The sequence below is a fragment of the Parasphingomonas frigoris genome, from assembly GCF_036663815.1.
Classification (GTDB): Bacteria; Pseudomonadota; Alphaproteobacteria; order Sphingomonadales; family Sphingomonadaceae; genus Sphingomonas.
The window spans coordinates 21,097-44,988 of record NZ_JAXOJQ010000009.1; the positions used below are offsets into that span (position 1 = coordinate 21,097).

Below are 23,892 nucleotides of genomic sequence, written 5' to 3' on the forward strand. Positions count from 1 at the left end.
CCTGGCCCGACCGGAAAAGCGCACGGACCATCCCTCGAGCGATTGACGTTCACGTAAACGTTAGCTATTTTGGCGGCATGTCCACCGGTCCTGCCTATGCCATGATCGATCGTCACCCGGATCGTGATCATTTCTCCATCTCCGACCTGTCGGCGGAGTTCGGGGTCACCGCCCGCGCGCTGCGCTTCTATGAGGATGAGGGGCTGATCGGCCCCGAGCGGCGCGGCACCGCGCGGATCTATTCGCAGCGGGATCGTGCGCGGCTCGCCTGGATCCTGCGCGGCAAGCGCGTCGGTTTCTCGTTGTCCGAGATCCGCGAGATGATCGACCTTTACGATATCGGCGACGGACGCCGCGCTCAGCGTGCCGTCACGATCGAGCGCTGCCGCAGCCGCGTCGCTTTGCTCGACGCGCAGAAGCGCGACATCGACGCCGCCATCGCCGAATTGACCGAGTTCATCGAGCTCGTCGAACATAATCACCCGAAGGAAGCCTGATGCCCCAATATACGCCCCCCGTTCGCGACGTCCGCTTCGTGCTCGAGCATGTCGTCGGCCTCGAAAACTATGCCAACCACGCCGGCTTCCAGAACGCGACGCCCGACGTGGTCGATGCCGTGCTCGACGAAGGCGGCAAGTTCGTCGCCGAAGTGCTGTTCCCGCTCAACGCCTCGGGCGATCAGGAAGGCTGCACGCGTCACGAGGATGGGTCGGTCACCACGCCCAAGGGCTTCAAGGAAGCGTATAACGCCTTCGTCGAATCGGGCTGGGGCACGCTCAGCGCGCCGGAAGAATTCGGTGGCCAGGCGATGCCGCATGTCGTCTCGACGGCATTCCAGGAATTCATGATCTCGTCGAACATGGCGTTCGCGATGTATCCGGGCCTGTCGCACGGCGCGATCGCCGCGCTGCTGGCGAAGGGCTCGGACGAGCAGAAGGCCAAGTACGTCCCCAACATGGTCAGCGGCAAATGGGGCGGCACGATGAACCTGACCGAGCCGCAGTGCGGCACCGATCTCGGCCTCATCCGCACCCGCGCCGAACCGCAGGCCGATGGTTCGTACGCGATCACCGGCACCAAGATCTTCATCTCGTCGGGCGAGCATGACCTGACCGAGAACATCATCCATCTCGTGCTGGCGAAGACCCCGGGCGCGCCCGAGAGCTCGAAGGGCATTTCGCTGTTCGTCGTGCCGAAATTCCTCGTCAACGACGATGGCTCGCTCGGCGCGCGCAACCCCGTCACCTGCGGCTCGATCGAACACAAGATGGGGATCCACGCCAATTCGACCTGCGTGATGAACTATGACGGCGCGATCGGCTGGCTCGTCGGCGAGGAGATGAAGGGCCTCGCCGCGATGTTCATCATGATGAACGCGGCGCGCCTCGGCGTCGGCCTGCAGGGCTTGGGCGTCGCCGAAGTCGCCTATCAGAACGCCGTCCAGTACGCGCACGACCGTCGCCAGGGCCGCGCGCTGACCGGCCCGAAGGAGCCGAACGAAAAGGCCGACACGCTGTTCGTCCACCCCGACGTCCGCCGCATGCTGATGGAAGCCAAGGCGCTGACCGAGGGCCTTCGTGCATTGTGCCTGTGGGGCGCACTCCAGGTCGATCTCGAACATGCCGGCGCGACCGAAGAAGAGCGCCAGCTCGCCTCGGACCTGATCGGCCTGCTCACGCCCGTCATCAAGGGCTACGGCACTGACAAGGGCTATGACGTCGCGACCAACGCGCAGCAGGTCTATGGCGGCCACGGCTACATCGCCGAATGGGGCATGGAGCAGTACGTCCGCGATGCCCGCATCGCGATGATCTACGAGGGCACCAACGGCGTGCAGGCGATGGATCTGGTCGGGCGCAAGCTCGCGCAGAACGGTGGGCGCGCGGTCCAGGCGTTCTTCAAGGTCGTCGCCGACGACGTCGCGGCGGGCAAGGCCGATCCGGCGACCGCCGATTTCGCCTCGCGCCTCGAAAAGGCCAATGGCGAGCTGCAGGCGGCGACGATGTGGTTCATGCAGAACGGCATGCAGAACCCCGACAATGTCGGCGCCGGCGCACACAGCTACATGCACATCATGGGCATCGTTGGCCTCGGCGTGATGTGGCTTCGGATGGCGACGGCGGCGACCAAGCTCAAGGCGGCGGGCGAGGGCGATGCCGCTTTCCTCGACGCCAAGCTGATGACCGCGCGCTACTTCGCCGAGCGGATCATGCCCGAGGCTGGCGCGCTGCGCCGCAAGATCGAGGCTGGCGCCGAGTCGGTGATGGCGATCCCGCCCGAGATGTTCGCCGCCGCCTGAACGTCGCTCCTCCCCGGCCCGGGGAGGAGCACGTTACTGCCCGCCGGGCGTCGGCTTCGCGACCGGCGCGATCTCGGACTTGCGTCGCACGCCGGCGAGCGCATCGGGAACTGCCGGCACCGAGCGCGTCGCGCCCGGCGCCGTCTCGACCCTGAGCGTATCGACGGCGCGCTGCGCCGGCAGATAGACTTGCTGCTTCATGCACTGCGTCGGATCGGCGCGCTTGAACTCGGTGCAGTTCCACAACGCCTTGTCATAGCCGCGCGAGCGATCGCGCAGATAGCTGAACGACAAGGCCGCGATCTGCGCCGGCTGCAGCGGCAGCGCGGTCGGTGTCCTGGCCTTGTCGCTCCATCCCATCACCTTGCAATAGGCGCGCTCGCCGCAGGTCCGCGTGGCGAGCTGCGCGAAGCCGTCGGGCGTCATCTTCTTGGCGTCGATCGTCAGCAGGAAGCTGCCGTCGTCGCTGGCGAGCTCGGTCGGCAGCGGCGTCGCGGCGGCGACCGGGTCGCGGTAGAGCGTCTCGTTCTCGGCCAGCACCGGGCCATCGCGATGCACCTCCGAATAGGCCGCGAGCTGCGCGATGATCGGCTCGTCGTCCGAGACGTGACGATTGAAGGCGGCGGGCGTGCCCCACCATCCGGTCCAGCGGAAGAACAGATGCGTGTTCACCGCGGCGATCTTGTCGAGGCTCGACTGCCAATAGGGCACCACCCAATCGGTATGGTAATGCGTCGCATAGCCGACCGGCTTGAACACCGCGCCGCCGAGCGCCGCGCTCGCGGTTTCGCGCGCGCGTGTCCATTGCGCGTCGAGCCAGCCATGGCGGGCGAGTGCGCCGTCGCAGGTGAAGGTGAACTGGCAGCCGGTCGAGCGCTCGGCGCCCTGGAACACCACGCCGCAGATCGTCTTGGGGAAGGCGGGATGGCGCACGCGGTTGATCACCACCTGCGCGACGGCGCGTTGCCCGACCGGATCGTCGCCCGCCTCGTAGAGCACGGCGGCGGCCATGCAGTCGATCGCGCGCGCGCGCTGGATCGGATCGCCGGCGAGCTTGAACGGCCGCGCGGCGGGATTGGGGCCGTCGACGAACGGCACGCTGGCGTTGAACGCGCGCGCATCGTCGGGGGCGAGATCCTGGAACGCGACCGGCTCGACCGGTGGCAGCTCGGCGGCGGGGACGACGCGCTGCGCGGCACTGCGCGCGACAGGGTGGCGCACCAGCGGCGGCGCGAAGCGAATCAGCAGGAGCGGAACGAGCATCGCCAGCAGCGCGATCGCAACGACGATCGCGCGCAGCGTGGAGCTGGGAGGGCGGGCGGGGGTCATGCGATCAAGACCGGGCATTGAGAAGGAACGGGGGCACGAACGGCTCCTGACCGAATTGGGCCAGCGCCTCTACCGCATTCCCGCGCGGATACGAAATGGCCGCGATGTCAGCGCCATCCGCGGTCCGGCACTGTTCGCAAGGGGTGATCAACCCCCAACCGTCACCCCGGCCTCGTGCCGGGGTGACGACTCCTGAGCATGAGTCGCCTGGCCGCGGAACAGGATCGCGCTCAGCTCTCCGGCAGGAAGTCCGGCACCGACAGATAGCGCTCGCCCGTATCGTAATTGAAGCCGAGCACGCGCACGCCGTCGGGCAGATCGGGCAGCTTCTGCAGGATCGCGGCCAGCGTCGCGCCCGAGCTGATCCCGACGAGCATGCCTTCCTCGGCGGCCGAGCGCCGCGCCATGTCCTTGGCGATCGCCGCATCGACCTTGATCGCGCCGTCGATCGCCTGGGTGTGGAGGTTGGCCGGCACGAAGCCCGCGCCGATCCCCTGGATCGGATGCGGGCCAGGCGACCCGCCCGAGATCACCGGCGAAGCGGCGGGCTCGACCGCATAGACCTTGAGGTTCGGCCAATCCTGCTTCAACCGCTCGGCAACGCCGGTGATGTGCCCGCCCGTGCCAACGCCGGTGATGATCACGTCGATCGGCGAATCGCGGAAATCGTTGAGGATCTCGAGCGCAGTGGTGTGGACATGGACGTCGATGTTGGCGGGGTTCTCGAATTGCTGCGGCATCCACGCGTTCGGTGTCTGCTCGACCAGTTCGAGCGCACGCTCGATCGCGCCCTTCATGCCCTTCTCGCGCGGGGTAAGGTCGAAGGTCGCGCCGTACGCCAGCATCAGCCGGCGGCGCTCGAGCGACATGCTCTCGGGCATGACGAGCACGAGCTTGTAGCCCTTGACCGCGGCGACCATCGCCAGGCCGACGCCGGTATTCCCCGAGGTCGGCTCGATGATCGTGCCGCCAGGCTGGAGATGCCCGTCACGCTCGGCCGCCTCGATCATCGCCAGCGCGATCCGGTCCTTGATCGAGCCGCCGGGGTTCGAGCGCTCGGACTTGATCCACACTTCGGCGCCGGGAAACAGCTTCTGGACGCGGACGTGCGGCGTGTTGCCGATCGTGTCGAGGATCGTGTTGGCTTTCATGGCGTGGCCTCCAGTTCGAGATCGCGGGAATCTTGGGCGCTTTTGGGCGGGTCGAAAGTCTTGGCGTTGCGAATGCTGGGGAAGAGATAGGTCCACAGGATCGTTACCACAATCGCGCCACCGCCGCCGACCAGCACCGCACCGACCGGCCCGAGTGCGGCGGCGAGGAAGCCCGACTCGGCCTCGCCCAACTCGTTCGACGCTGAAATCGTCAGCTGCGACACCGCGCCGACACGCCCGCGCTTGTCGTCCGGCGTGTGCAGCGTGATCAGCGACTGGCGGATATAGACCGAGAACATGTCGGCCGCGCCCGCCACCGCCAGCGCGGCCAGGCTCAGCGCCATGATCTGCGACAGGCCGAACACCACCGTGGCGACGCCGTAGACCAGCACCGCGCCGAGCATCTTGCGACCGACATTGGTCTTGATCGGGCGGAACGAGAAGAACAGCGCGACCACCGAAGCCCCGGCGGCAGGTGCGGCGGCGAGCAGGCTCAGTCCCTGCGGACCGACCTTCAGAATGTCGTGCGCGTAGATCGGCAGCAATGCGCTCGTCCCTGCCAGGAACACGGCGAACAGATCGAGCGTGATCGCGCCTAGCACCAGCTTGTTCTGGCCGACATAGGCAAGGCCGTCGACGATCTGGCGCAGCGGGTGCGCCTTGCTCGGCGCGATCGTCCGCGGCACCGGCGGTATCGTCAGCATCGCGGCGAGCGCCACCGCGAACAGCACGGTCGCCACCGCATAGGCGCCCCAAGGCGCCGCGGCATAGGCGAAGCCGCCGATCGCCGGCCCGATGATCGTGCCGACCTGCCACGAGATCGAGCTCAGCGCGATCGCGGTGGGGAGCACTTCGCGCGGCACCAGATTGGGCGCGAGCGCGCCGAACGCCGGTCCTGCAAAGGCGCGGCCGAGCCCGAGCAGCACCGCGACCGAGAACAGCACCGGCAGCGTCATCGCCCCCGAATAGGTGACGAGCGCGAGGATCAGTGCGCAGGTGACCTGCAGCGCGAGCGTGCAGCGCGTGATCAGCCGGCGGTCGAATCGGTCGGCGACCCAGCCGGTGATCGGCGTGGTGACGAACAGCGGCACGAATTGCAGCAGCCCAATCAGTCCGAGCTGCGCCGCCGCGCCGGCCGGCGACATCGTCGTGCGTGCGATCGTGTAGGTCTGCCAGCCGATCACGATGATCATCGCATTCTGCGCGATCGTCATTGCGAAGCGCGCCGCCCAATACGAACGGAATTGCGCGATGCGGAGCGGGTGGGGAGCGGCGGTCATCTTGCCCCGCCTTAAGCGGTGCGATGCAGGAGGGGCAATCGAGGATGTGCTTGGCCTGTGGAAACTTGCGCTGTTCCCCCGTCATCCCGGACTTGATCCGGGATCGCGGCGCGCCACGCGCTTCAGCGGGCGCGGTGGCCGTTCGGCGGAAAACATCGTCGAAGCGCATCGTTTCGACAGGGGCGATTGATATCGGCGCAACATCGCGCCTATAGGCTCGGCGTCCCTCTCCCCAGGTTATGAGGTCTTCAAGACGTGGCAAAAGCCCCCGCCGCCGTAAAGGCACTACCCCCGGTGCCGAACCGCGAGCGCCCCGACGAGCCCAAAGCGTACGAGGCTTCGAAGGCGGAACTGCTCGAATTCTACAAGCAGATGCTGCTGATCCGTCGCTTCGAAGAGAAAGCCGGACAGCTGTACGGCCTCGGCCTGATTGGCGGCTTCTGCCACCTCTATATCGGCCAGGAAGCCGTTGCGGTCGGCCTGCAGTCGGGCCTCGATGGCGACAAGGACTCGGTCATCACCGGGTATCGCGATCACGGCCACATGCTCGCTTACGGCATCGATCCCAAGGTGATCATGGCCGAGCTGACCGGGCGTGGCGCGGGCATCAGCCGCGGCAAGGGCGGCTCGATGCACATGTTCTCGACCGAGAAGAAGTTTTACGGCGGGCACGGCATCGTCGGCGCGCAGGTGTCGCTCGGCACGGGCCTCGCCTTTGCGCACAAATACAATGAGGATGGCGGCGTCGCCATGGCCTATTTCGGCGATGGTGCGTCGAACCAGGGCCAGGTGTACGAGAGCTTCAACATGGCCGAGCTGTGGAAGCTGCCGATCATCTATGTGATCGAGAACAATGAGTACGCGATGGGCACGAGCGTCAACCGCTCGTCGGCCGAGGACCAGCTGTTCCGCCGCGGCGAATCGTTCCGCATCCCCGGCATCCAGGTCGACGGCATGGACGTGCTGGCATGCCGCGGTGCTGCCGAGGAAGCGCTCGCCTGGGTCCGCGCCGGCAAGGGGCCGATCATCCTCGAGATGAAGACCTATCGCTATCGTGGTCACTCGATGTCCGACCCGGCCAAGTATCGCTCGCGCGACGAAGTCCAGGCGGTGCGCGACAAGTCGGACCCGATCGACCACGTCAAGAAGCTGCTCGACGCGCAGGGCGTGTCCGAGGCCGAGCTCAAGACGGTCGACCAGGAGATCCGCAAGATCGTCAACGAAGCCGCCGACTTTGCCGAGCAGGCGCCCGAACCCGAGGCGGCCGAACTCTACACCGACATTCTGGTGGAAAAATACTGATGTCCGTCGAAATCAAGATGCCCGCGCTTTCCCCGACGATGGAGGAGGGCACGCTCGCCAAATGGCTCGTCAAGGAAGGTGACGTCGTCAAGTCCGGCGACATCATGGCCGAGATCGAGACCGACAAGGCGACGATGGAATTCGAAGCCGTCGACGAAGGGACGATCAGCAAGATCCTCGTCGCCGAGGGCACCGACAATGTGAAGGTCGGCACCGTCATCGCGACACTGACGATGGAAGGCGAAGAGCCTGCCGCTGCGAGCGACGCCAAGCCTGAAGCCGCAGCGCCTGCTCCCGAGCAGAAGCTCGAAGCGACGCCCGCGCCCAAGCAGGCCGAAACCGGCACGCAGCAACTGGCCGAAGCCGCCCAGCACAAGGCAGAAGTCAGCGATCCCGCGATCCCCGAGGGGACCGAGATGGTCAAGCTGACGCTGCGCGAGGCTTTGCGCGATGCGATGGCCGAGGAAATGCGCGCCGATAAGCGCATCTTCGTGATGGGCGAGGAAGTCGCGCAGTATCAGGGCGCGTACAAGGTGACGCAGGGCCTGCTCGAGGAATTCGGCGACAAGCGCGTGATCGACACGCCGATCACTGAATACGGCTTTGCCGGCATCGGCACGGGCGCGGCGATGGGCGGGCTTCGTCCGATCGTCGAGTTCATGACCTTCAACTTCGCGATGCAGGCGATCGATCACATCGTGAACTCGGCCGCCAAGACCAACTATATGTCAGGCGGCCAGATGCGCTGCCCGATCGTGTTCCGCGGGCCCAACGCGGCGGCGAGCCGCGTCGGCGCGCAGCATTCGCAAAACTATGCGCCCTGGTACGCGAGCGTTCCGGGCCTGATCGTCATCGCACCGTATGACGCGGCCGATGCCAAGGGCCTGCTCAAGGCGGCGATCCGCACCGAGGATCCCGTCGTGTTCCTCGAGAACGAATTGCTCTACGGCCGCACCTTCGATGTGCCCAAGCTCGACGATCACGTCCTGCCGATCGGCAAGGCGCGGATCATGCGCGAGGGCAAGGACGTCACGATCGTCAGCTACTCGATCGGCGTCGGGCTCGCGCTCGAAGCCGCCGAGAAGCTCGCCGCGGAAGGCATCGACGCCGAAGTGCTCGACCTGCGCACGCTTCGCCCGCTCGACACCGAGTCGGTTCTGAAGAGCCTCAAGAAGACCAACCGCCTGGTCGTCGCCGAGGAAGGCTGGCCGACCTGCTCGATCGCGTCGGAAATCCAGGCGCTGTGCATGGAGCAGGGCTTCGACGATCTGGACGCACCGGTGCTCCGCGTGACGAACGAGGACGTGCCGATGCCGTATGCGGCGAACCTCGAGAAGCTGATGCTGGTCAACGCCGACAAGATCGTCGCTGCCGTCAAGCAGGTGACCTACCGCTAGGTCGCGTCCGCCGACCTGTCCCCGCTCGATCGGGGACGGGTCGGCGATCGCTCAGCAGCTCGAAACGGTGTCGTTGCTGGTGTTGTAGATCCTGCTCAGGTCGCGCGTGTCGCGCACCAGCATCGACGCATATTCGACGAAATAGGTCGTCGGCGAAAACGACGTCTTCACCAGCGGCGTGTAGGCGTAATACACCTCGACGAACATCGCCGCATTGCCGTTCGGGACCTGAACCTGGTGTCCGGCCGGTCCCAATCCGGTCAACCCGGTCTTGGTGGCGGTCGTGTACAGCGGCACATAGCTGGTCTTGGTGCCAAAGCAGCGCTGCCAGCCGATCTTGAACGTCGGCGGGGTCGAATTCGGATTCGTGGTCGGCTCGAGATCGGTCAGGATAACGCGGCCGTTCGTCTTCAGATCGAGCTCGCCCGATTGCAGCTGCGAACCCGTGAACAGGTCGTTGATGTCTGTCTCGGTGATCGTCTTCGCCGACAGCAGGCTGCCCGAGCCCATGCGTGCGGCATCGTCCGCCAGTTGCAGCGCCAACTGGCTCACCCGCATTTTCGTGGTGATGTAATTGGTGATTTCGGCGCCGGTCAGGCTGAGCAGCAGCAGCACCGGCAGCATGAAGGCGAATTCCAGCAGCGCAAGGCCACTCCGGTCGCGTGCAAGCGCACGAACGGGCAAGCGGATGCTGGTTCGCTTCACGAGCAATTCCTCTGGGTCGCTGCAGCGTAGCTGTTTTGGTCCGAATACGGCTGGTTCTGCAGGATCGTCTTGGCGGTGAGCGTCGTCGTGCTCGCCACGCCGATGAACTTCCACAGCGGGAACATCCGGGGATAGCTGACCTTCACCGTGTAGAGCGTGCGATCCTTCGCGCCGCCCTGGCCACTGTCGCCGCCGTCGGAGTCCCACACGGTGTTGTTGTTGGCATCGATATAAGGCTCACCCGCGTCGCAGGTGTGATTGCCATTGGTGTCGGTATAGGATTCCGCCGTCGCCGCAGCCGCCAGGCTGAAGGTGCGATAGTAGCGCCGCGTGAAGGTGATCGTGGCGTTGTTCGCCAGTGCGGAGACCTGTGCCCGGACCTTGTTGTCGAGCGCGGTCGCAGCGGTCGCGCTGGTACCGGTCTCGAGGCTCGCGTCGCGCGCGGTCTTCTGGATGACGCCCTGCAGGGCCGCGCGCGCGTACAGCGTATGGGCGGTGTCGAACCCCGCGACCAGCAGCAGGCACAGTACCGGCGCGACGATCGCGAACTCGATGACCGTCGCGCCGCGATTGTCGTCGCGCAACCGGCGATCCGAAGCGGGAGCCCTGGTCACCTGGTGAGCCTGAGCGCGGAGATGTTGTTCGCGATCGTCGCGAACTGGGTCTGCAATGCGGCCGAGTCGGTCGCCTTGAAGTAATAGGAAGGCGAGGTAGCACACCCCTGCAACCGCGCTTCGGTGGCGGCGTTGGTGCCGTTGCCGAAGGAGATCACCCACAGTGTGATGTTCATGTTCTTCACCGACGTGCACAGCGCCGAGAGCCGCAGGTTGATCTGATCGATCAGCGCCTGGCGGTTGGACGGGCATGACGAAGCCGGCCCGACATCGGTCGTCTGCTTCTGGTCGTAGAATGGCACGCCGTAGGCATTGTAGTCGCACGGATTGGACGTCGAATCGCCGTCGGTCATGAAGATCATGTGCCGCTGGATGTCAGCGCCGCCGCTATAGTTGGCGGTCGGCAGCGTCACCGCATTCTCCGATGCGAAGACGCCCGTCGGCGACATGAACCGCGCGCCCCACAGCATGCCGATATCGTGGTAGGTATTGCCCTGCGCGACGAGACTGTCGACATAATCGTCAAACGTCGTCGGGTCTGTCCAGCTCCGCAGCTTCTGCGCCGCTGTCGGGCAATAGTCGTCGACCGAATTGTAATAATCGTTGGTCGTATCGCTCTCTACAGTGGTCGCCTCGCTCCAGTAACTGCTGATGTTGCGCAGGTAGATGGCGTCCGGAAGCGACGGCCCCCAGAGCGAGTTGGCGTTGGTCGACGTCGGCACGAGATCGATGTTGAGATCGTAGGCGGCGCTCGGGATCGGCGTGTAGTTGGTGGTCGCGACGGTCGGGCGTTCCTGGATGCAGCCGTCCCACCCGACCGTGCGGTCGGTCCCGTTCGGGCCGATCGGCATCGCCAGACTGCTGTTCCACGACGTACCGTTCTTCAATCCGGCGACCGACTGACTGATCTTGCCATAATGCCACGTCACCTGCGCCGCATCATTACGAGTGTAATTGGTCGTATTGGTGTTGGTGGTCGTGCGGGAATCATAATAGCAGATGAAAAGGCCGGTGCTGTTGTACCGGTATTCGGTCGTCGTTACTGGCGTATCGATCTTGTACGTGACGGTGCGATAGCCTTGGTAGGTGGTGGTACTGGTCGTGGTGGTGGTCGGGGTGCCGTTGGTCGTCGTCGTGGCGGGGACGTTGGTTTGGCACCACGTGGTCCAGCCTGAATAGATGCTGCCCTTCGAGGTTGTCTTGTTCTGCCAGTTCCCGGCGCCGTTGTTGGTCGTGCTGGTAGAGGTTTGTGTCGGCGTGCCGTTGGTCGGATAGGCGATCGATTTGATCGACCGCGACTGATAGGACCAGGTGTCGGCAAGATAGGCCGGCGGCAGCGAATAGCCGACGTTGACGTTGCTGGCATAGGGCATGAAGCCGAACCGGATCTGCACCTGGTCACCGGTGCCGCCGGTCGCGTTGGTGGTCGCGCAGGTGGCATTGGTCTTCAGCCGCGCGACGATTTCGTAAAAGCATTTCACCGCGGTCTTGAGGCCGTCGATCTTCGAACCCGCCGCCGGCACCCCGCCGTTGTTGGTGCAGGTGGTCGAGGTTGCCGGGCAATTCATCGAGCCAGTGACGTCGAGTACGAACATCACATCGGTATTCGGCAACCGCATTTCCGAATCGCACGTGACCGTGATCGTGTCGGTGGTGATCCCGAGCACGCGCATCAACGTCATCGGCACGGTCGCCGTCGCGGTGCCCGAGACGGTGCCGCCTACTGCCGAAAAGGCACGCGTGGTGCCCGTGCTGCCATAGCCGTTGGCCTGAAAGTTCGCGTCGTAATATTGCAGCGCGACATCGTTATCGTCGCTGCCCCAGATACCGCCGCCCATCTGCTTGCGACCGGCCAGCGCGCCTGCGTCGCAGGCGTGTTGCATGCGCGTCTTGATGATATACATCCGGCTGATGTCGATCCCGCCGCCCACCAGTCCCGCCATCGGGATCAAGGCTGCGGCCATGATCGCCAGAGTGTTGCCGGCTACGTCGCGGCCGAAGCGGCGCCAAAAGGCACTAATGCGCTGGAGATGCGTCACACCAACACAATTCGCGCTTGCCACCCAGCCACCTCGCATCGATCTCACGCAGTCATTCGGGCGGCCAATGCAGCGTCACCCGATCCGATCGAATATCGCTGCAAGGTTAAAATGCTCCTTATGACCGACGCCGACCCCGAACGCGCGCTGGCGCTGTCCTATGCGCCGCCCGCCCGTCAGGCCGCGCTCGCTGCACTGTTTGCGCTCGATGATACGCTGGCGCAGGTCCTGCGCACGACGCGCGAGCCGCTCGTCGGGCAGATGCGGCTGACGTGGTGGCACGAGGCGCTGAGCGCGCTCGACCAGGCGCCGCCACCGGCGCAACCGGTGCTGCAGGCGCTCGCCGCGACGGTGCTGCCGCGCGGGGTACGGGGCGCGGATCTCGCCGGGATGATCGACGGGTGGGAGGCGCTGCTCGAGGCCGAACCGATCGGCGACGATGCCATGCTCGCCCATGCCCGCGCGCGCGGCGCCGGGCTGTTCGCGGTGGCGGGCGTTGCGTTGGGTGGCGCCCCGGCCGATCCGGTCGCCGCCGCCGGGGAGGGGTGGGCTCTCGCCGATCTCGCGCGCCATCTGCGCGATCGTGCCGCGGCGGATCGTGCGGTTGCGCTCGCGACGCGCGCGCTCGCGCCGATCGCGACCGCGCGCTGGAGCCGCGCCGGGCGAGCGCTCGGGGCGCTCGCGTTGAGCGCGCGGATGGATCTGGCGGTGCCGCTCGACCAGCCGATCGCGCATGGCGCGCCGCGGCGGGTCGCGCGCCTCGCGCTGCATCGGCTGACCGGGCGCTAGACTTTCATATTACAGCAGAATGGGTTACGCTCCTTCGACGATCCGGGGGGAACGACATGTGGCGCTATCTGGTGGGTGGTCTGGCGGGCTTTGCGCTGATCGCGGCTGCGGTCTTGTTGCTCAATCGTTCGAGCCGCTCGGTCGCTGCGCTACCGTCGGCGCCGCCCGGCATGCTGCTCACGGGGCAGGCCGCGCCGCTGCCCGCGACGGTTCCCGAGGCGAGCGAGCGGACGCGCGAGGAGAAGCGCTTCGATCGCTACGACAAGGATCGCAACGGACAGGTAACGCGCGAGGAATATCTCGCGCAGCGGCGCAAGGCCTTCGCGAAGCTCGACACCAACCATGACGGCACGCTGACGTTCGACGAATGGGCGATCAAGGCCGAGGGCAAGTTTTCGCTCGCCGATGCCGACAAGACCGGCGCGATGTCCCGCGCCGAATTCGCCACCACCGCGGTCAAGCGCAAGCCGCCGCGGATCCGCCGCGATTGCCCGCCACCGGCGGCGGCTGCGAAGGACGACGCGCCGAGCGGCGGCGGCGAGGACAGCTGAAAGCCGCGACTATGGTCAGGCGGCAATCCACCCCTCGAGCGCAGTGCGTGCGCGATCGGTGTACATCTTCTTGCGGTCGGCCTTCTTGGTGCGCCCCGCGATCGGCGGGAACAGGCCGAAATTGACGTTCATCGGCTGGTATGTCTCGGCCACTGCCGCGCCGGTGATGTGGTGCAGCAGCGCGCCGAGCGCGGTCTCGACCGGCGGTGGCGTCATCGCTGCCCCGCCAAGCTCGGCGGCTGCGAAGCGCCCGGCGAGCAGCCCGATCGCGGCGCTCTCGACATAGCCTTCGCAGCCGGTGATCTGTCCGGCGAAGCGGATGTTGGGCCGCGCCTTCAGCCGCAGCGTGGGATCGAGCAGTTCGGGCGAGCGGATGAAGGTGTTGCGATGCAACCCGCCGAGCCGCGCGAATTCGGCATTCTGCAGCCCCGGGATGGTGCGGAACAGGCGGACCTGTTCGCTATGCTTCAATTTGGTCTGGAAGCCGACGATGTTCCACAAGGTCGCGCTGGCATTGTCCTGCCGCAGCTGTACCACCGCATAGGGCCAGCGCCCGGTGCGCGGATCGTCGAGACCGACCGGCTTCATCGGGCCGTAGCGCAGCGTATCGACCCCACGCGACGCCGCGACTTCGATCGGCATGCAGCCTTCGAAATAGGGGACGTCCTCCCATTCCTTGAACTCGGTCTTCTCGCCCTCGATCAGTCCGGTGTGGAAGGCGAGATACTCTTCCTTGTTGAGCGCGCAGTTGATGTAGTCCTTGCCCTCCCCCTTGTTCCAGCGCGACTGGAACCAGGCGGTTTCCATGTCGATGCTGTCGAAATGGACGATCGGCGCGATCGCATCGAAGAACGCCAGTGCGTCCTTGCCGGTCGCGCCACCGATGCTCGAGGCGAGCGCGGGCGCGGTGAGCGGGCCGGTGGCGACGATCGTCAGGCCGCTCTCGGGCAGCGTGTCGACGCGTTCGCGCACGATCTCGATATTGGGGTGCGCGGCGAGCGCGGCGGTGACGCCCTGCGAGAAGCCGTCGCGATCGACCGCTAGGGCCGATCCGGCGGGGACCTTGTGGATATCGGCCTCACGCAGGATCAGCGAGCCGAGCGTACGCATTTCCTGGTGGATCAACCCGACCGCATTGCTGGTCGCATCGTCCGAGCGGAAGCTGTTCGAACAGACGAGTTCGGCCAGACCATCGGTGTGGTGTGCGGAGGTCATTTCGCCAGACCCGCGCATTTCCGAAAGTCTGACCGTGAACCCGGCCTGGGCGAGCTGCCAGGCGGCCTCTGATCCGGCGAGGCCGCCGCCGATGATATGGATCTGATGTGTCATGCAGCGGCTGATAGCGGCGGGCGGACGATCAGGCAAAGATCAGATGGTGATACGACTGCTCGATTCTGCGGCTCGGGCGTTGATCGCTCCGGGCATCGTTGCGATGCGCCGCGCGAGGAACCGCAATGAAGATCTATACCATCGGCTATGAAGCCACGACGATGCACGATTTTCTTGGCGCGTTGACCGCCGCGCGGGTCGAACGCGTGATCGACGTGCGCGCGCTTCCGCTGTCGCGGCGGCCGGGTTTTTCCAAGACATCGCTCGCGGTATCGCTGGCCGAGGCCGGGATCGACTATGTCCATCTGAAGGCGCTCGGCACCCCCAAGCGCGGGCGTGATGCCGCCAAGAAGGGCGATGTGGCGACGCTCGAGGCGGTCTACGAGGAACAACTCGGCTTGCCCGAGGCCCAGGCACAGGTCGCGCAGATGCTCGCTTTGTCCGCGGAGAAGCCGAGTGCGCTCTTATGCTTCGAACGCAACCCCCAGCACTGTCACCGCACTCTGCTGCTGGAGGCCGAAGCGGCTGATGTCGAGGTGATCAATCTGTTTGCCTGAGATGTCTCAGCCGCGGTTCGCGAACGATCGAGCAAGGGCAGGCCGTTCGCCGACCAAGGCCGGCGCGATGCGCGGCTGATCAGCCGGCGACGGGGAGCTTGACCTTGCCCCCTGCATCGCGCTCGAGCGGACCGTAGGCGATCACCGTCTCGAGCAGCAGCGGGCCACCGTAGAGGTGCGGGAAGAGTTGGCCCCCGCGCGACTCCTCCCACTTCAACCCAGCACCGAACGACCCGAGATCGACCGCGGCGACATGCAGGTCGCTTTGCCCGGCGAAATGCTTGTCGACCGTCTCGGTCAGCTGTTCGGCAGTCGAGAGATGGATGTAGCCATCGGCGAGATCGACCGGCGCACCGGCGAAGGATTCCTCGGTCTCCAGCGTCGCCATCTGCTCGGCGGTGAGCACCTTGTACGCGGTCAGCGGCAGGTCGCTCATTCGCCATTCTCCGGGCCGGCGGCGAGATCGTCGCCGGTGTCGGCGGTGTCGTCGGGCGCGATCTCGACCGCGGTCAGGTCGCGCACATCGGCCTCGGCGTCGCCTTCGGACTCTTCGATCCGCGCGGCCGAGACGACATGCTCGTTCTTGCCGACATCGAACAGCTTCACGCCCGCCGAGTTGCGGCCGATCACGCGCATCGAGCCGAGCGTTGTGCGGATCACCTTCGCCTGGTCGGTGACGAGCATCAGCTGATGGCCCTTGGTCGCGGCAAAGCTCGCGACGACGGGGCCGTTGCGACCGATATTGTCGATGTTGGTGATGCCCTGGCCACCGCGCCCGGTGCGGCGATAGTCATAGGCCGACGAGATCTTGCCATAGCCGTTCTCGCAGACGGTCAGCACGAACTGCTCGCGCTCCATCAGCTCCTGATAGCGCGCGGGCTCCATCGTGGGTTCGCCGTCCTTCTCGCCCTTCCACGGGGCGAAGCGGAGGTAATCCTCGCGCTCGTCGGGCGTTGCGCCGACGCGGTGTAGGATCGAGAGCGAGATGACCTTGTCCTCGCCCTTGAGCGCCATGCCGCGCACGCCGGTCGAGTTTCGGCTCTGGAACTCGCGCACCTCATGCGCGGCGAAGCGGATCGCCTTGCCCGCGCGCGTGGCGAGCAGGACGTCGTCTTCCTCGCTCAGCAACGCAACGCCGATCAGGCGATCGTCTTCGTCGATCCCCTCGAACTTCATCGCGATCTTGCCCGCGGTCGGGATGTTGGCGAAGGCGTCCATCGAGTTGCGGCGCACGCTGCCGTTCGCGGTGGCGAACATCACGTGCAGCTTCGCCCATTCGGCCTCGTCCTCCGGCAACGCGAGCACGGTCGAGATGACCTCGCCCTCGGCCAGCGGGAGCAGGTTGATCATCGGCCGCCCGCGCGTCGCGGCGCCACCCTCGGGCAACTTCCAGACCTTCATCCGGTAGACCTTGCCGAGCGTCGAGAAGAACAGCACCGGCGTGTGGGTCGAGGTCACGAACAGGTTGGTGATCGCGTCCTCGTCCTTGGTCGCCATCCCTGCGCGGCCCTTGCCGCCGCGCGCCTGCGCGCGGAAGGTGTCGAGCGTGGTGCGCTTGATATAGCCCTGCATCGTCACGGTGACGACCATGTCCTCGCGCTCGATCAGATCCTCGTCGTCGATGCCGTCGGCGGCAGCGGCGATCTCGGTTTTGCGCGGCGTGGCGAATTCGGCGCGGACGGCGACCAGCTCTTCGCGCATCACGGCGTACAGCTTGGCGCGGTTGGCGAGGATCTCGAGCAACTCGGCGATCGAATCGGCGAGGCCCTGGAGCTCGTTGCCGATCTCGTCGCGTCCGAGCGCCGTCAGGCGATGCAGGCGCAGGTCGAGGATCGCGCGGACCTGCAGTTCGGACAGGCGATAGGTCGCGCCGGTGACCTCGGTGTCGACCGCCTCGACCAGCCGGATGTAGGGCGCGATGTCGGCGATCGGCCAATCGCGCGAGAGCAAGGCTTCGCGCGCCGCGGCGGGGCTCGACGAGCCGCGGATGATCTTGACGACCTCGTCGAGGTTGCTGACCGCGATGACGAGGCCGAGCAACAGATGTGCCCGCTCGCGCGCCTTGGCGAGCTCGAACTTCGAGCGGCGCGTGATGACTTCCTCGCGGAAGCCGACGAACGCTTCGAGGATGTCGCGCAGGTTGAGCAATTCGGGGCGGCCGCCGCGGATCGCGAGCATGTTCGCCGGGAAGCTCGACTGCGCCGGGGTGTGGCGCCACAATTGGTTGAGCACGACGTCGGGGGTCGCATCGCGCTTGAGGTCGATGACGATGCGCACGCCCATGCGGCTCGATTCGTCGCGAATGTCGCTGACGCCTTCGATGCGCTTGTCCTTGGCGGCCTCGGCGATCTTCTCGACCAGGCCGTTCTTGCCGGTCTGGTAGGGGATCTCGGTCAGCACGATCGAGCGGCGGTCGCCGCGGCCTTCCTCTACGACGTAGCGCGAGCGGATGATCACCGAGCCGCGGCCGGTCTCATAGGCCGAGCGCGCGCCCGAGCGGCCGAGGATGATCGCGCCGGTCGGGAAATCGGGACCGGGGACGATCTCGAGCAGTTCCTCGGTAGTGAGCGGCTCGCGCGCGCCGGTCCTGGCGTCGAGCATCGCGAGCGTCGCGTCGATCACCTCGCCGAGATTGTGCGGCGGGATGTTGGTCGCCATGCCGACCGCGATACCGCCCGCGCCGTTGACGAGCAGATTGGGGAAGCGCGCCGGGAGCACCGAAGGCTCGCGCTCCGAGCCATCGTAGTTCGGCGTGAAATCGACGGTGTCCTTGTCGATGTCCTCGAGCAGCGAATTCGTCACCTTGGCGAGACGCGCCTCGGTGTAGCGCATCGCCGCGGCCTTATCCGGATCCATCGACCCGAAATTGCCCTGGCCGTCGATCAGCGTGACGCGCATCGACCAGTCCTGCGCCATGCGGACCAAGGCGTCGTAGATCGAGCTGTCGCCGTGCGGGTGATACTTACCCATCGCATCACCGACGATGCGCGCGCATTTGCGATACGGGCGGTTGTAGACGAAGCCGCTTTCGCTCGCCGACCACAGGATGCGGCGGTGGACGGGCTTCAGGCCGTCACGAACGTCGGGCAGCGCGCGCGCGACGATCACGCTCATCGCATAGTCGAGATAGCTCGACTTCATCTCGTCGACGATCGAGATCGGCGCAATATCGGAAGGGTCGGCGAGCACGGTCTCGTCGGTCAATTTTCGGTGCCTTCGGCTGTGTTACGGGATTGCGACAACCCTAGCCCAGCACGGCGACGAATGCCACCCCTGCGCATGTCCCGGAGCGGGGCGCAGGGGTGGGGAGAGCGTTATTTGCAGGCCGCCTTGGTCTTGTTGCCCGGCAGCGAGCAATTGTAGGTCACGGTCTTGCCGTTGGCGAGTTTCGCCTGGACCATGCGGCCGCCGGTGGTGGTCGTCTTGGTGGTGCGCGAATGTGCGACGGTGGTGGCCTTGACCGCCGTGGTGGGCGGGGTGGTCTTGGTGGTCGTCACCATCGTCTTGGTCGTCGGCGCAGCGGCTGGCTTGGCGACGGTGGTTTTGGTGGTCGTCTTGGTCGCGACGGGCGTCTGCGCGAGTGCGGCAGTGCCCGACAGCAGGACGATGGCGGTGAATGCGTGTCTGATCATGACGGTCCCCTCAAAAAACCTTCGAGCGTTATGCGCGATGGCCGGGAGAATGCGGCCGATCTGCGACCATATCAATGGGTCGACGATGACAAGTTCGTCATGGAGCCGCGGCTCCTATCCCGTTCAGGCTGAGCCCGTCGAAGTCCCGCTTGGACCGCGGGCACCGGCACTTGGGGAGCGTTGCCCTTCGACAGGCTCAGGGCGAACGGGTGGGAGAGCATTCCGCTAGCTCAGAACGGCACTTCCTTGCCTTCGAAATCGAACAGCTTGCCGGTATCGGGGGCTTTCAGCTCCTCGATCACGTCGAGCAGTTGGAGCGCGGCGCGCTCGGTGTCGAAAAGCCGGCCCGGCTGGACATTGCCCTGGAACGGCTTCGACAGCGCGGTGTCGACCGTGCCGGGATGCAAGGCGACGACGATCGCGCGGTCGTTGCGGCGCTTTTCCTCGATCGCGATGGTGCGCACGAGCATGTTGAGCGCGGCCTTCGACGCGCGATAGCCGTGCCAGCCGCCCATCTTGTTGTCCGAAATGCTGCCGACGCGCGCCGACAGCGCGGCGAAGACGTTGCGGCCGGTCTTGGGCGTGATCGGCAGGAAGTGCTTGGCGACGAGCGCGGGGCCGATCGTGTTGATCGCGTGCACCCGCGCCAACCACGCCGGGTCGAGCTCGCGCAGCGCCTTTTCGGGGCCGTGCGCATCGTCATGCAGGATGCCGGTCGCGACGATCACCAGCTTCGGGGCAGGGCCCTTGGCGACGTGCGCTGCCGCTGCCGCGATGCTCGCCTCGTCGGTCAGGTCGAGATACTGCGCGCCGGTGCGCGACCGCGCGAAACCGTGGACGACGTCATACGTGCCTTCCTCGATCAGCGCCGCCTCGAACGCCGCGCCGATCCCGCCCGACGCGCCGATGATGACTGCCGCGCCGCTCATGACCGCGCGAACCGCCAGCGATCGGCCGTGCTCTCGGCCTTGTCGAAACGATAGCCGTCGGTGTCGAAGCCCTTCATGTCGTCGATCTCCGTGATGCGATGCTCACACAGCCAGCGTGCGACGAGCCCGCGGGCCTTCTTGGCGTGGAAGCTGACGAAGCGCGGGCCGTCGGGGCCGGGCTCGCGGAAATCGACGTCGATGACGCGCACGCCGTCGAGCTTGCCGAGCACCGCGCCGAAATATTCCTGGCTGGCGAGGTTGAGCACGACGCCCGATCCTTCGTCCGAGACCTCCTCGCGCACCGCGGCGGCGATGCGGTCGCCCCACCATTCGTACAGGCTGTGCCGACGCGGCGCCCAGCGCGTCCCCATCTCCAGGCGATACGGCTTCATCGCGTCGAGCGGGCGGAGCAGGCCGTACAGCCCCGACAGCATCCGCACATGATCCTGCGCGAAGGCGATCGCGGGTTCGTCGAGCGTCTGCGCCTCGAACCCGGTGTAGACGTCGCCCGCAAAGGCAAACAGCGCCGGCCGCTCGGGCGCACCGGCGAACCCGGCGAAGCGGTCGGCGTTGAGCTTGGCCAGCTTGGGCGAGATGTGCATCAGCTCGGACAGCCGCTTCTGCGACAGATTCGCCGCCGATTTGGCGAGCGATTCGGCCTCGGCGGCAAAGCGCGGGGTGGTCGCGGTGAGCGGGGGCAGGGGACTCTCGTAATCGAGCGTCTTGGCGGGGGAAAGCAACGCGATCATCGCCGACGCGGTTAGGCGCGCGCGGCCGACGCGTCAAAGGGTCTCGCGCCGAGGGATATAACGCGCTCATGCGGTGTTCAGCCACGGTGACACTATTGCGGTCGCTTGACGGTATAACCCGTGGCGTTAGAGCGGCGGCAGCATTCCGCCGCGCGGGGCTGCGTGGCATGAGGAGAGTTCGACAATGAAGATGGTTTCGAAAATCGCTTTGGCCGCCGCGCTCGTCGTCGGCATGAACGGCGCGGCGCTCGTCACCCCGGCGCTCGCTGCCAAGAAGGACAAGGCCGCCGACGGCGCGCCCGCGCCGAGCCTGTCGAAGGAAGCCCGCGCCGCTGCGGTCGATGCGCAGACCGCGCTCAGCGCGACGCCGAAGGACCTCGTCAAGGGCGAAGCCGCGGTCAACGCGCTCGATGCCGCCGCCAAGAGCGATTATGAAAAGTATCTGGCATCGGGCCTGCGCCTGGCGCTGGTGAGCGCGCAGACGCAGGGCCAGCCTGAGGCCAACCGCATCCAGAAGCTGACCCCGCCGCTCGACGCGCTGATCGCCAACCCGGCGACACCGAAAGCCGAACTCGGCATCCGGTACAATGAGCGCGCCGGCTTCGCTTACTCGCTGAAGAATTATCCGCAGGCCGTCGAATATTACAGCAAGGCGCGTGACCTCGGTTTCACCAACGACGACCTGCTGCTCAACATCGCGCGCGCCAAGGTCGAGGGCGGCGACGTCATCGGCGGCACCAACGATCTCGAATCGGCGGTCAAGGCCGAGAAGGCCGCTGGCCGCAAGGCGCCCGAAGCCTGGTACAAATATGCCTTCACCCGCCTCGGCAAGGCCGGCAAGACCGAGCAGGCCGATGCCTGGACCGCGGCCTGGCTGACCGAATATGGCACCCCCGCCAACTGGCGCGGCGCGATCTACACGTTCGGCTTCCAGGGGCCGGCTGCAGTCAAGTACAGCAAGAACCGGATCGATCTGTATCGCTTGCTGTGGGCCACCAAGAGCCAGGCCGGGCAGAAGGAATATATCGATTATGCCGACGCCGCGCTGACGATCGGCCTGCCGAACGAAGCCAAGACCGTGATCGACGAGGGCTTCGCCTCGAAGGTGATCCCGGCGGGCAACGTGACCGCGACCGAGGAACTGACGCGCGCCAAGACCGGCATCGCGGGAAGCACCTCGCTTGCGATCAAGGAAAAGAATGCGCTCGGCGCGCCGAAGGGCGATCTCGCCCAGCAGGCGGGCGACGCCTATTTCGGCACGCGCAACTACGCCAAGGCGATCGAAATGTATCGCCTGTGCGAGACCAAGGGTGCGCCCGACGCCGACCGCAACAACCTGCGCCTCGGCATGGCGCTTGCGCTGTCGGGTGACCGCGCCGCCGCCAAGACGACGCTCGCCAAGGTCGCTTCGGAGCCGAACAAGTCGATTGCCCGGCTGTGGACGGTGTTCGTCGACGCGCCGCCAGCGGCATAAGCGCGGACAGTCTGTTCGTTGGGAAGGGGCGGCCTGCGGGTCGCCCTTTTTCGTTGGGGCTCGCTATCGGGCGAAACGGTATGCCGGGCGAAACGCATTCCCGGCCAGCCTGGCCGGGAATGCGCGCTGGGTTCAGGATGGCTGCCACGATCCCGATCCGCCACCGGTGCCGAGGCAAATGCCCAGACCCCCGCCGACGAACGACCCGACCAATTTGCTGTCGCGGTCGAAGAAGTTGATGTTGAGCGCGACCGCGCCCGAATTGAACTGGAAGCTGACCGCCTTCGAATAGAGCGTGTTGAGATCGGGGAAGCCCCACAGCTTGCCGCCCTGGATCCCGCCACCGCCGATCGACCCGACGCCGCCGGCATTGCCCGTGTAGCGATGGCCGTCCGGCGTTTCCAACGTCACGCGCCAGTAGAAGATGACGCAGATGGTTGTGCCGGTCACGCCCGTTACCGACTGGTTTTCGGACACTGCCTCGATCGTCAAGGTCGTCTCGTCGCCGGCGGCGTTGCTTCCGATGATTCCGGCGACGCATTTGTCGACCTCGGCATCGTCAATCTTGCCGCGCAGCCAGGCTTCCGATCCCGCTGCGACGTCCTTCAGGTCCTCGTCTGTAATAGTCATAAGTTTTCTCCGTTATGGATGAACGCTTACGCGAATCAAATATGAGATGATTCGATGCGAATACTAAACGTTACGAGCGTAAAGTCAGACGATATTTGTTTTATACTGGATTGCTAACCATCATCTGGCGGGTGGGTTTCAGGGCGGACAGTTGTTGCCCTACTGTCGCTAAGGTGAATCTGCCGGGCGCGCGCTGACGTAGCGGCCTCTCGCGCCATCGCTACGAGACGCCTGCGCCCTTGCGGCGCCGTCCGCCACGGCCCACAGCCGCCGGCCCTCCCGCATCCAAGAAAAATCCGTCCAGAAGCTGTTGAAAGTCCTGACCGTCGTCATCGTCGCGGCGGTCGTCATGTTCGGGGGGCGCTGATACAGCTATGTCGCCCATAGCGGCAGCCCGTATGACGAAGTCGCTATCGCGCTCAACGGCTATGCGCCCGCGCCGCTGCGCCGCTGGGGGTGCCACACGCTCAAGGAGCGCTTCCCCGGGCAACTGCCGCCATATGGCTGCGGCGCGATCGACGGTCGTAGCTGGATCTGAGGAACGCCGGCCGGTCATTGCTCCCGCGGTGGCAGGCGGCGGTGCGGCGCTCAGCTGGTGCGGATCGGGATCCCCGGCAGCGCCTTGGCGGTGCGGATCGTCAGCGAGGTCTTGACGCTTGTCACGTTGGGCGCGGGGGTGAGGTGCGTCATCAGGATCTCCTGGAAGCTCTTCAGATCGCTCGCGACGATCTTGAGGATGAAGTCGATTTCGCCATTGAGCATGTGGCATTCGCGCACCTCGGGAATCGTGGCGACATGCTCCTCGAACGCGGCGAGGTCGTGTTCGGCCTGGCTCCGCAGCGAGACCATCGCAAAGACGGTGATCGGATAGCCCATCGTTGCGGCATCGATTTCGGCATGATAGCCGCGGATCGCGCCGGCCTCCTCGAGCGCGCGAACCCGGCGTAGGCACGGCGGCGCGGTCAGCCCAACCCGTTCGGCCAGTTCGACATTGGTCATCCGCCCGTCGTCCTGAAGAAGTTCCAGGATGCGACGGTCGATCGAATCAAAGCTCATTGCACTCGGCTCCCCGGCGACGCGTATTTTGCAAAGACATAATGGCGCTCGGTATAAGATAATTGCCGGCGAACGCAATT

At 65.8% G+C, this 23,892-nt stretch carries 22 protein-coding genes; 8 read left to right on the forward strand and 14 right to left on the reverse strand.

Annotated elements, in window-relative coordinates; all coding sequences use genetic code 11:
* The first annotated feature begins 77 nt into the window (after nucleotides 1-77).
* Together U1872_RS19780 and U1872_RS19785 are read left to right on the forward strand one after the other, a co-directional pair.
* The gene (locus U1872_RS19780; RefSeq protein ID WP_332794641.1) at nucleotides 78-497 is read left to right on the forward strand and encodes a MerR family transcriptional regulator; all 420 of its coding nucleotides are present in this window, start codon (nucleotides 78-80) and stop codon (nucleotides 495-497) included.
* A complete protein-coding gene (locus tag U1872_RS19785) occupies nucleotides 497-2,299 on the forward strand; it encodes an acyl-CoA dehydrogenase C-terminal domain-containing protein (protein WP_332794642.1) in 1,803 nt (600 codons plus the stop codon). Before U1872_RS19780 ends, U1872_RS19785 begins: the two co-directional genes overlap by 1 nt.
* Before the next feature lie 33 nt (nucleotides 2,300-2,332).
* Here the strand turns inward: U1872_RS19785 and U1872_RS19790 are convergent, their stop codons facing one another.
* The 3 genes from U1872_RS19790 to U1872_RS19800 form a co-directional block, all read right to left on the reverse strand.
* A complete protein-coding gene (locus U1872_RS19790; protein WP_332794643.1) occupies nucleotides 2,333-3,628 on the reverse strand; it encodes a cell wall hydrolase in 1,296 nt (431 codons plus the stop codon).
* 230 nt (nucleotides 3,629-3,858) lie between these two features.
* Nucleotides 3,859-4,779, reverse strand: a complete 921-nt coding sequence (cysK, locus tag U1872_RS19795; protein ID WP_332794644.1) for a cysteine synthase A — start codon at nucleotides 4,777-4,779, stop codon at nucleotides 3,859-3,861.
* The gene (locus U1872_RS19800; protein WP_332794645.1) at nucleotides 4,776-6,059 is read right to left on the reverse strand and encodes an MFS transporter; all 1,284 of its coding nucleotides are present in this window, start codon (nucleotides 6,057-6,059) and stop codon (nucleotides 4,776-4,778) included. Before U1872_RS19800 ends, cysK begins: the two co-directional genes overlap by 4 nt.
* A 255-nt stretch (nucleotides 6,060-6,314) precedes the next feature.
* On the opposite strand from U1872_RS19800, the gene pdhA reads away from it, so the two are divergent.
* Together pdhA and U1872_RS19810 are read left to right on the forward strand one after the other, a co-directional pair.
* Nucleotides 6,315-7,361, forward strand: a complete 1,047-nt coding sequence (gene pdhA, locus U1872_RS19805; RefSeq protein ID WP_332794646.1) for a pyruvate dehydrogenase (acetyl-transferring) E1 component subunit alpha — start codon at nucleotides 6,315-6,317, stop codon at nucleotides 7,359-7,361.
* Nucleotides 7,361-8,758, forward strand: a complete 1,398-nt coding sequence (locus tag U1872_RS19810; protein WP_332794647.1) for a pyruvate dehydrogenase complex E1 component subunit beta — start codon at nucleotides 7,361-7,363, stop codon at nucleotides 8,756-8,758. The genes pdhA and U1872_RS19810 overlap by 1 nt, the downstream gene beginning before the upstream one ends.
* A 51-nt stretch (nucleotides 8,759-8,809) precedes the next feature.
* Here U1872_RS19810 and U1872_RS19815 read toward each other — a convergent pair whose 3' ends face one another.
* Genes U1872_RS19815 through U1872_RS19825 form a run of 3 tightly spaced genes read right to left on the reverse strand, consistent with a single transcriptional unit; the run spans nucleotide 8,810 to nucleotide 12,155 of the window.
* Nucleotides 8,810-9,463 (reverse strand): TadE/TadG family type IV pilus assembly protein, encoded by a 654-nt coding sequence (locus U1872_RS19815; protein WP_332794648.1) that lies wholly within the window; start codon nucleotides 9,461-9,463, stop codon nucleotides 8,810-8,812.
* The gene (locus U1872_RS19820; protein WP_332794649.1) at nucleotides 9,460-10,077 is read right to left on the reverse strand and encodes a TadE/TadG family type IV pilus assembly protein; all 618 of its coding nucleotides are present in this window, start codon (nucleotides 10,075-10,077) and stop codon (nucleotides 9,460-9,462) included. The genes U1872_RS19815 and U1872_RS19820 overlap by 4 nt, the downstream gene beginning before the upstream one ends.
* Nucleotides 10,074-12,155 (reverse strand): TadE/TadG family type IV pilus assembly protein, encoded by a 2,082-nt coding sequence (locus U1872_RS19825; RefSeq protein WP_332794697.1) that lies wholly within the window; start codon nucleotides 12,153-12,155, stop codon nucleotides 10,074-10,076. Before U1872_RS19825 ends, U1872_RS19820 begins: the two co-directional genes overlap by 4 nt.
* An 81-nt stretch (nucleotides 12,156-12,236) precedes the next feature.
* Between U1872_RS19825 and U1872_RS19830 the strand changes: the two genes are divergently transcribed.
* Both U1872_RS19830 and U1872_RS19835 read left to right on the forward strand, forming a co-directional pair.
* Entirely contained in the window at nucleotides 12,237-12,905 is a 669-nt protein-coding gene (locus U1872_RS19830; protein ID WP_332794650.1) for a squalene/phytoene synthase family protein, read from the forward strand.
* Between the two features lie 56 nt (nucleotides 12,906-12,961).
* Complete coding sequence (locus tag U1872_RS19835) at nucleotides 12,962-13,456, forward strand: EF-hand domain-containing protein (protein WP_332794651.1); 495 nt, start codon at nucleotides 12,962-12,964, stop codon at nucleotides 13,454-13,456.
* Between the two features lie 15 nt (nucleotides 13,457-13,471).
* On the opposite strand, the gene trmFO is transcribed toward U1872_RS19835, so the two are convergent.
* Nucleotides 13,472-14,785 (reverse strand): methylenetetrahydrofolate--tRNA-(uracil(54)-C(5))-methyltransferase (FADH(2)-oxidizing) TrmFO, encoded by a 1,314-nt coding sequence (gene trmFO, locus U1872_RS19840; protein ID WP_332794652.1) that lies wholly within the window; start codon nucleotides 14,783-14,785, stop codon nucleotides 13,472-13,474.
* A gap of 125 nt (nucleotides 14,786-14,910) precedes the next feature.
* Here trmFO and U1872_RS19845 point away from each other — a divergent pair, with 125 nt between their 5' ends.
* Nucleotides 14,911-15,342, forward strand: a complete 432-nt coding sequence (locus U1872_RS19845; protein WP_332794653.1) for a DUF488 domain-containing protein — start codon at nucleotides 14,911-14,913, stop codon at nucleotides 15,340-15,342.
* Between the two features lie 79 nt (nucleotides 15,343-15,421).
* Here U1872_RS19845 and U1872_RS19850 read toward each other — a convergent pair whose 3' ends face one another.
* The 5 genes from U1872_RS19850 to yaaA all read right to left on the reverse strand — a co-directional run bounded on the left by U1872_RS19850 (nucleotide 15,422) and on the right by yaaA (nucleotide 20,652).
* Nucleotides 15,422-15,778 carry a DUF952 domain-containing protein gene (locus tag U1872_RS19850; protein WP_332794654.1) on the reverse strand — a complete coding sequence of 119 codons (357 nt, stop codon included), beginning with the start codon at nucleotides 15,776-15,778 and terminating at the stop codon, nucleotides 15,422-15,424.
* Nucleotides 15,775-18,546, reverse strand: a complete 2,772-nt coding sequence (gyrA, locus tag U1872_RS19855) for a DNA gyrase subunit A (protein WP_332794655.1) — start codon at nucleotides 18,544-18,546, stop codon at nucleotides 15,775-15,777. The genes U1872_RS19850 and gyrA overlap by 4 nt, the downstream gene beginning before the upstream one ends.
* A gap of 110 nt (nucleotides 18,547-18,656) precedes the next feature.
* Complete coding sequence (locus tag U1872_RS19860; protein ID WP_332794656.1) at nucleotides 18,657-18,974, reverse strand: hypothetical protein; 318 nt, start codon at nucleotides 18,972-18,974, stop codon at nucleotides 18,657-18,659.
* Nucleotides 18,975-19,204: 230 nt separating this feature from the next.
* Entirely contained in the window at nucleotides 19,205-19,903 is a 699-nt protein-coding gene (locus U1872_RS19865; RefSeq protein ID WP_332794657.1) for an SDR family NAD(P)-dependent oxidoreductase, read from the reverse strand.
* Nucleotides 19,900-20,652 carry a peroxide stress protein YaaA gene (gene yaaA, locus U1872_RS19870; RefSeq protein ID WP_332794658.1) on the reverse strand — a complete coding sequence of 251 codons (753 nt, stop codon included), beginning with the start codon at nucleotides 20,650-20,652 and terminating at the stop codon, nucleotides 19,900-19,902. Before yaaA ends, U1872_RS19865 begins: the two co-directional genes overlap by 4 nt.
* A gap of 184 nt (nucleotides 20,653-20,836) precedes the next feature.
* Here yaaA and U1872_RS19875 point away from each other — a divergent pair, with 184 nt between their 5' ends.
* Nucleotides 20,837-22,126, forward strand: a complete 1,290-nt coding sequence (locus U1872_RS19875; protein ID WP_332794659.1) for a tetratricopeptide repeat protein — start codon at nucleotides 20,837-20,839, stop codon at nucleotides 22,124-22,126.
* Nucleotides 22,127-22,258: 132 nt separating this feature from the next.
* Here the strand turns inward: U1872_RS19875 and U1872_RS19880 are convergent, their stop codons facing one another.
* Both U1872_RS19880 and U1872_RS19885 read right to left on the reverse strand, forming a co-directional pair.
* On the reverse strand, nucleotides 22,259-22,756 hold the full coding sequence (locus U1872_RS19880) for a VapA/VapB family virulence-associated protein (protein WP_332794660.1): 498 nt from the start codon (nucleotides 22,754-22,756) through the stop codon (nucleotides 22,259-22,261).
* Between the two features lie 588 nt (nucleotides 22,757-23,344).
* Nucleotides 23,345-23,812 carry an Lrp/AsnC family transcriptional regulator gene (locus U1872_RS19885; protein WP_332794661.1) on the reverse strand — a complete coding sequence of 156 codons (468 nt, stop codon included), beginning with the start codon at nucleotides 23,810-23,812 and terminating at the stop codon, nucleotides 23,345-23,347.
* Nucleotides 23,813-23,892 lie beyond the last annotated feature (80 nt).

What these genes read in the sequence shown, in the direction of transcription:
- U1872_RS19780 (WP_332794641.1), top strand. Translation starts at nt 78, where the DNA reads ATGTCCACCGGTCCTGCCTATGCCATGATCGATCGTCACCCGGATCGT.
- U1872_RS19810 (WP_332794647.1), top strand. Translation starts at nt 7,361, where the DNA reads ATGTCCGTCGAAATCAAGATGCCCGCGCTTTCCCCGACGATGGAGGAG.
- U1872_RS19865 (WP_332794657.1), bottom strand. Translation starts at nt 19,903, where the DNA reads ATGAGCGGCGCGGCAGTCATCATCGGCGCGTCGGGCGGGATCGGCGCG.
- U1872_RS19835 (WP_332794651.1), top strand. Translation starts at nt 12,962, where the DNA reads ATGTGGCGCTATCTGGTGGGTGGTCTGGCGGGCTTTGCGCTGATCGCG.
- U1872_RS19785 (WP_332794642.1), top strand. Translation starts at nt 497, where the DNA reads ATGCCCCAATATACGCCCCCCGTTCGCGACGTCCGCTTCGTGCTCGAG.
- cysK (WP_332794644.1), bottom strand. Translation starts at nt 4,779, where the DNA reads ATGAAAGCCAACACGATCCTCGACACGATCGGCAACACGCCGCACGTC.
- U1872_RS19790 (WP_332794643.1), bottom strand. Translation starts at nt 3,628, where the DNA reads ATGACCCCCGCCCGCCCTCCCAGCTCCACGCTGCGCGCGATCGTCGTT.
- U1872_RS19800 (WP_332794645.1), bottom strand. Translation starts at nt 6,059, where the DNA reads ATGACCGCCGCTCCCCACCCGCTCCGCATCGCGCAATTCCGTTCGTAT.
- yaaA (WP_332794658.1), bottom strand. Translation starts at nt 20,652, where the DNA reads ATGATCGCGTTGCTTTCCCCCGCCAAGACGCTCGATTACGAGAGTCCC.
- U1872_RS19880 (WP_332794660.1), bottom strand. Translation starts at nt 22,756, where the DNA reads ATGACTATTACAGACGAGGACCTGAAGGACGTCGCAGCGGGATCGGAA.
- U1872_RS19860 (WP_332794656.1), bottom strand. Translation starts at nt 18,974, where the DNA reads ATGATCAGACACGCATTCACCGCCATCGTCCTGCTGTCGGGCACTGCC.
- U1872_RS19825 (WP_332794697.1), bottom strand. Translation starts at nt 12,155, where the DNA reads ATGCGAGGTGGCTGGGTGGCAAGCGCGAATTGTGTTGGTGTGACGCAT.
- U1872_RS19885 (WP_332794661.1), bottom strand. Translation starts at nt 23,812, where the DNA reads ATGAGCTTTGATTCGATCGACCGTCGCATCCTGGAACTTCTTCAGGAC.
- trmFO (WP_332794652.1), bottom strand. Translation starts at nt 14,785, where the DNA reads ATGACACATCAGATCCATATCATCGGCGGCGGCCTCGCCGGATCAGAG.
- U1872_RS19830 (WP_332794650.1), top strand. Translation starts at nt 12,237, where the DNA reads ATGACCGACGCCGACCCCGAACGCGCGCTGGCGCTGTCCTATGCGCCG.
- U1872_RS19875 (WP_332794659.1), top strand. Translation starts at nt 20,837, where the DNA reads ATGAAGATGGTTTCGAAAATCGCTTTGGCCGCCGCGCTCGTCGTCGGC.
- U1872_RS19845 (WP_332794653.1), top strand. Translation starts at nt 14,911, where the DNA reads ATGAAGATCTATACCATCGGCTATGAAGCCACGACGATGCACGATTTT.
- U1872_RS19850 (WP_332794654.1), bottom strand. Translation starts at nt 15,778, where the DNA reads ATGAGCGACCTGCCGCTGACCGCGTACAAGGTGCTCACCGCCGAGCAG.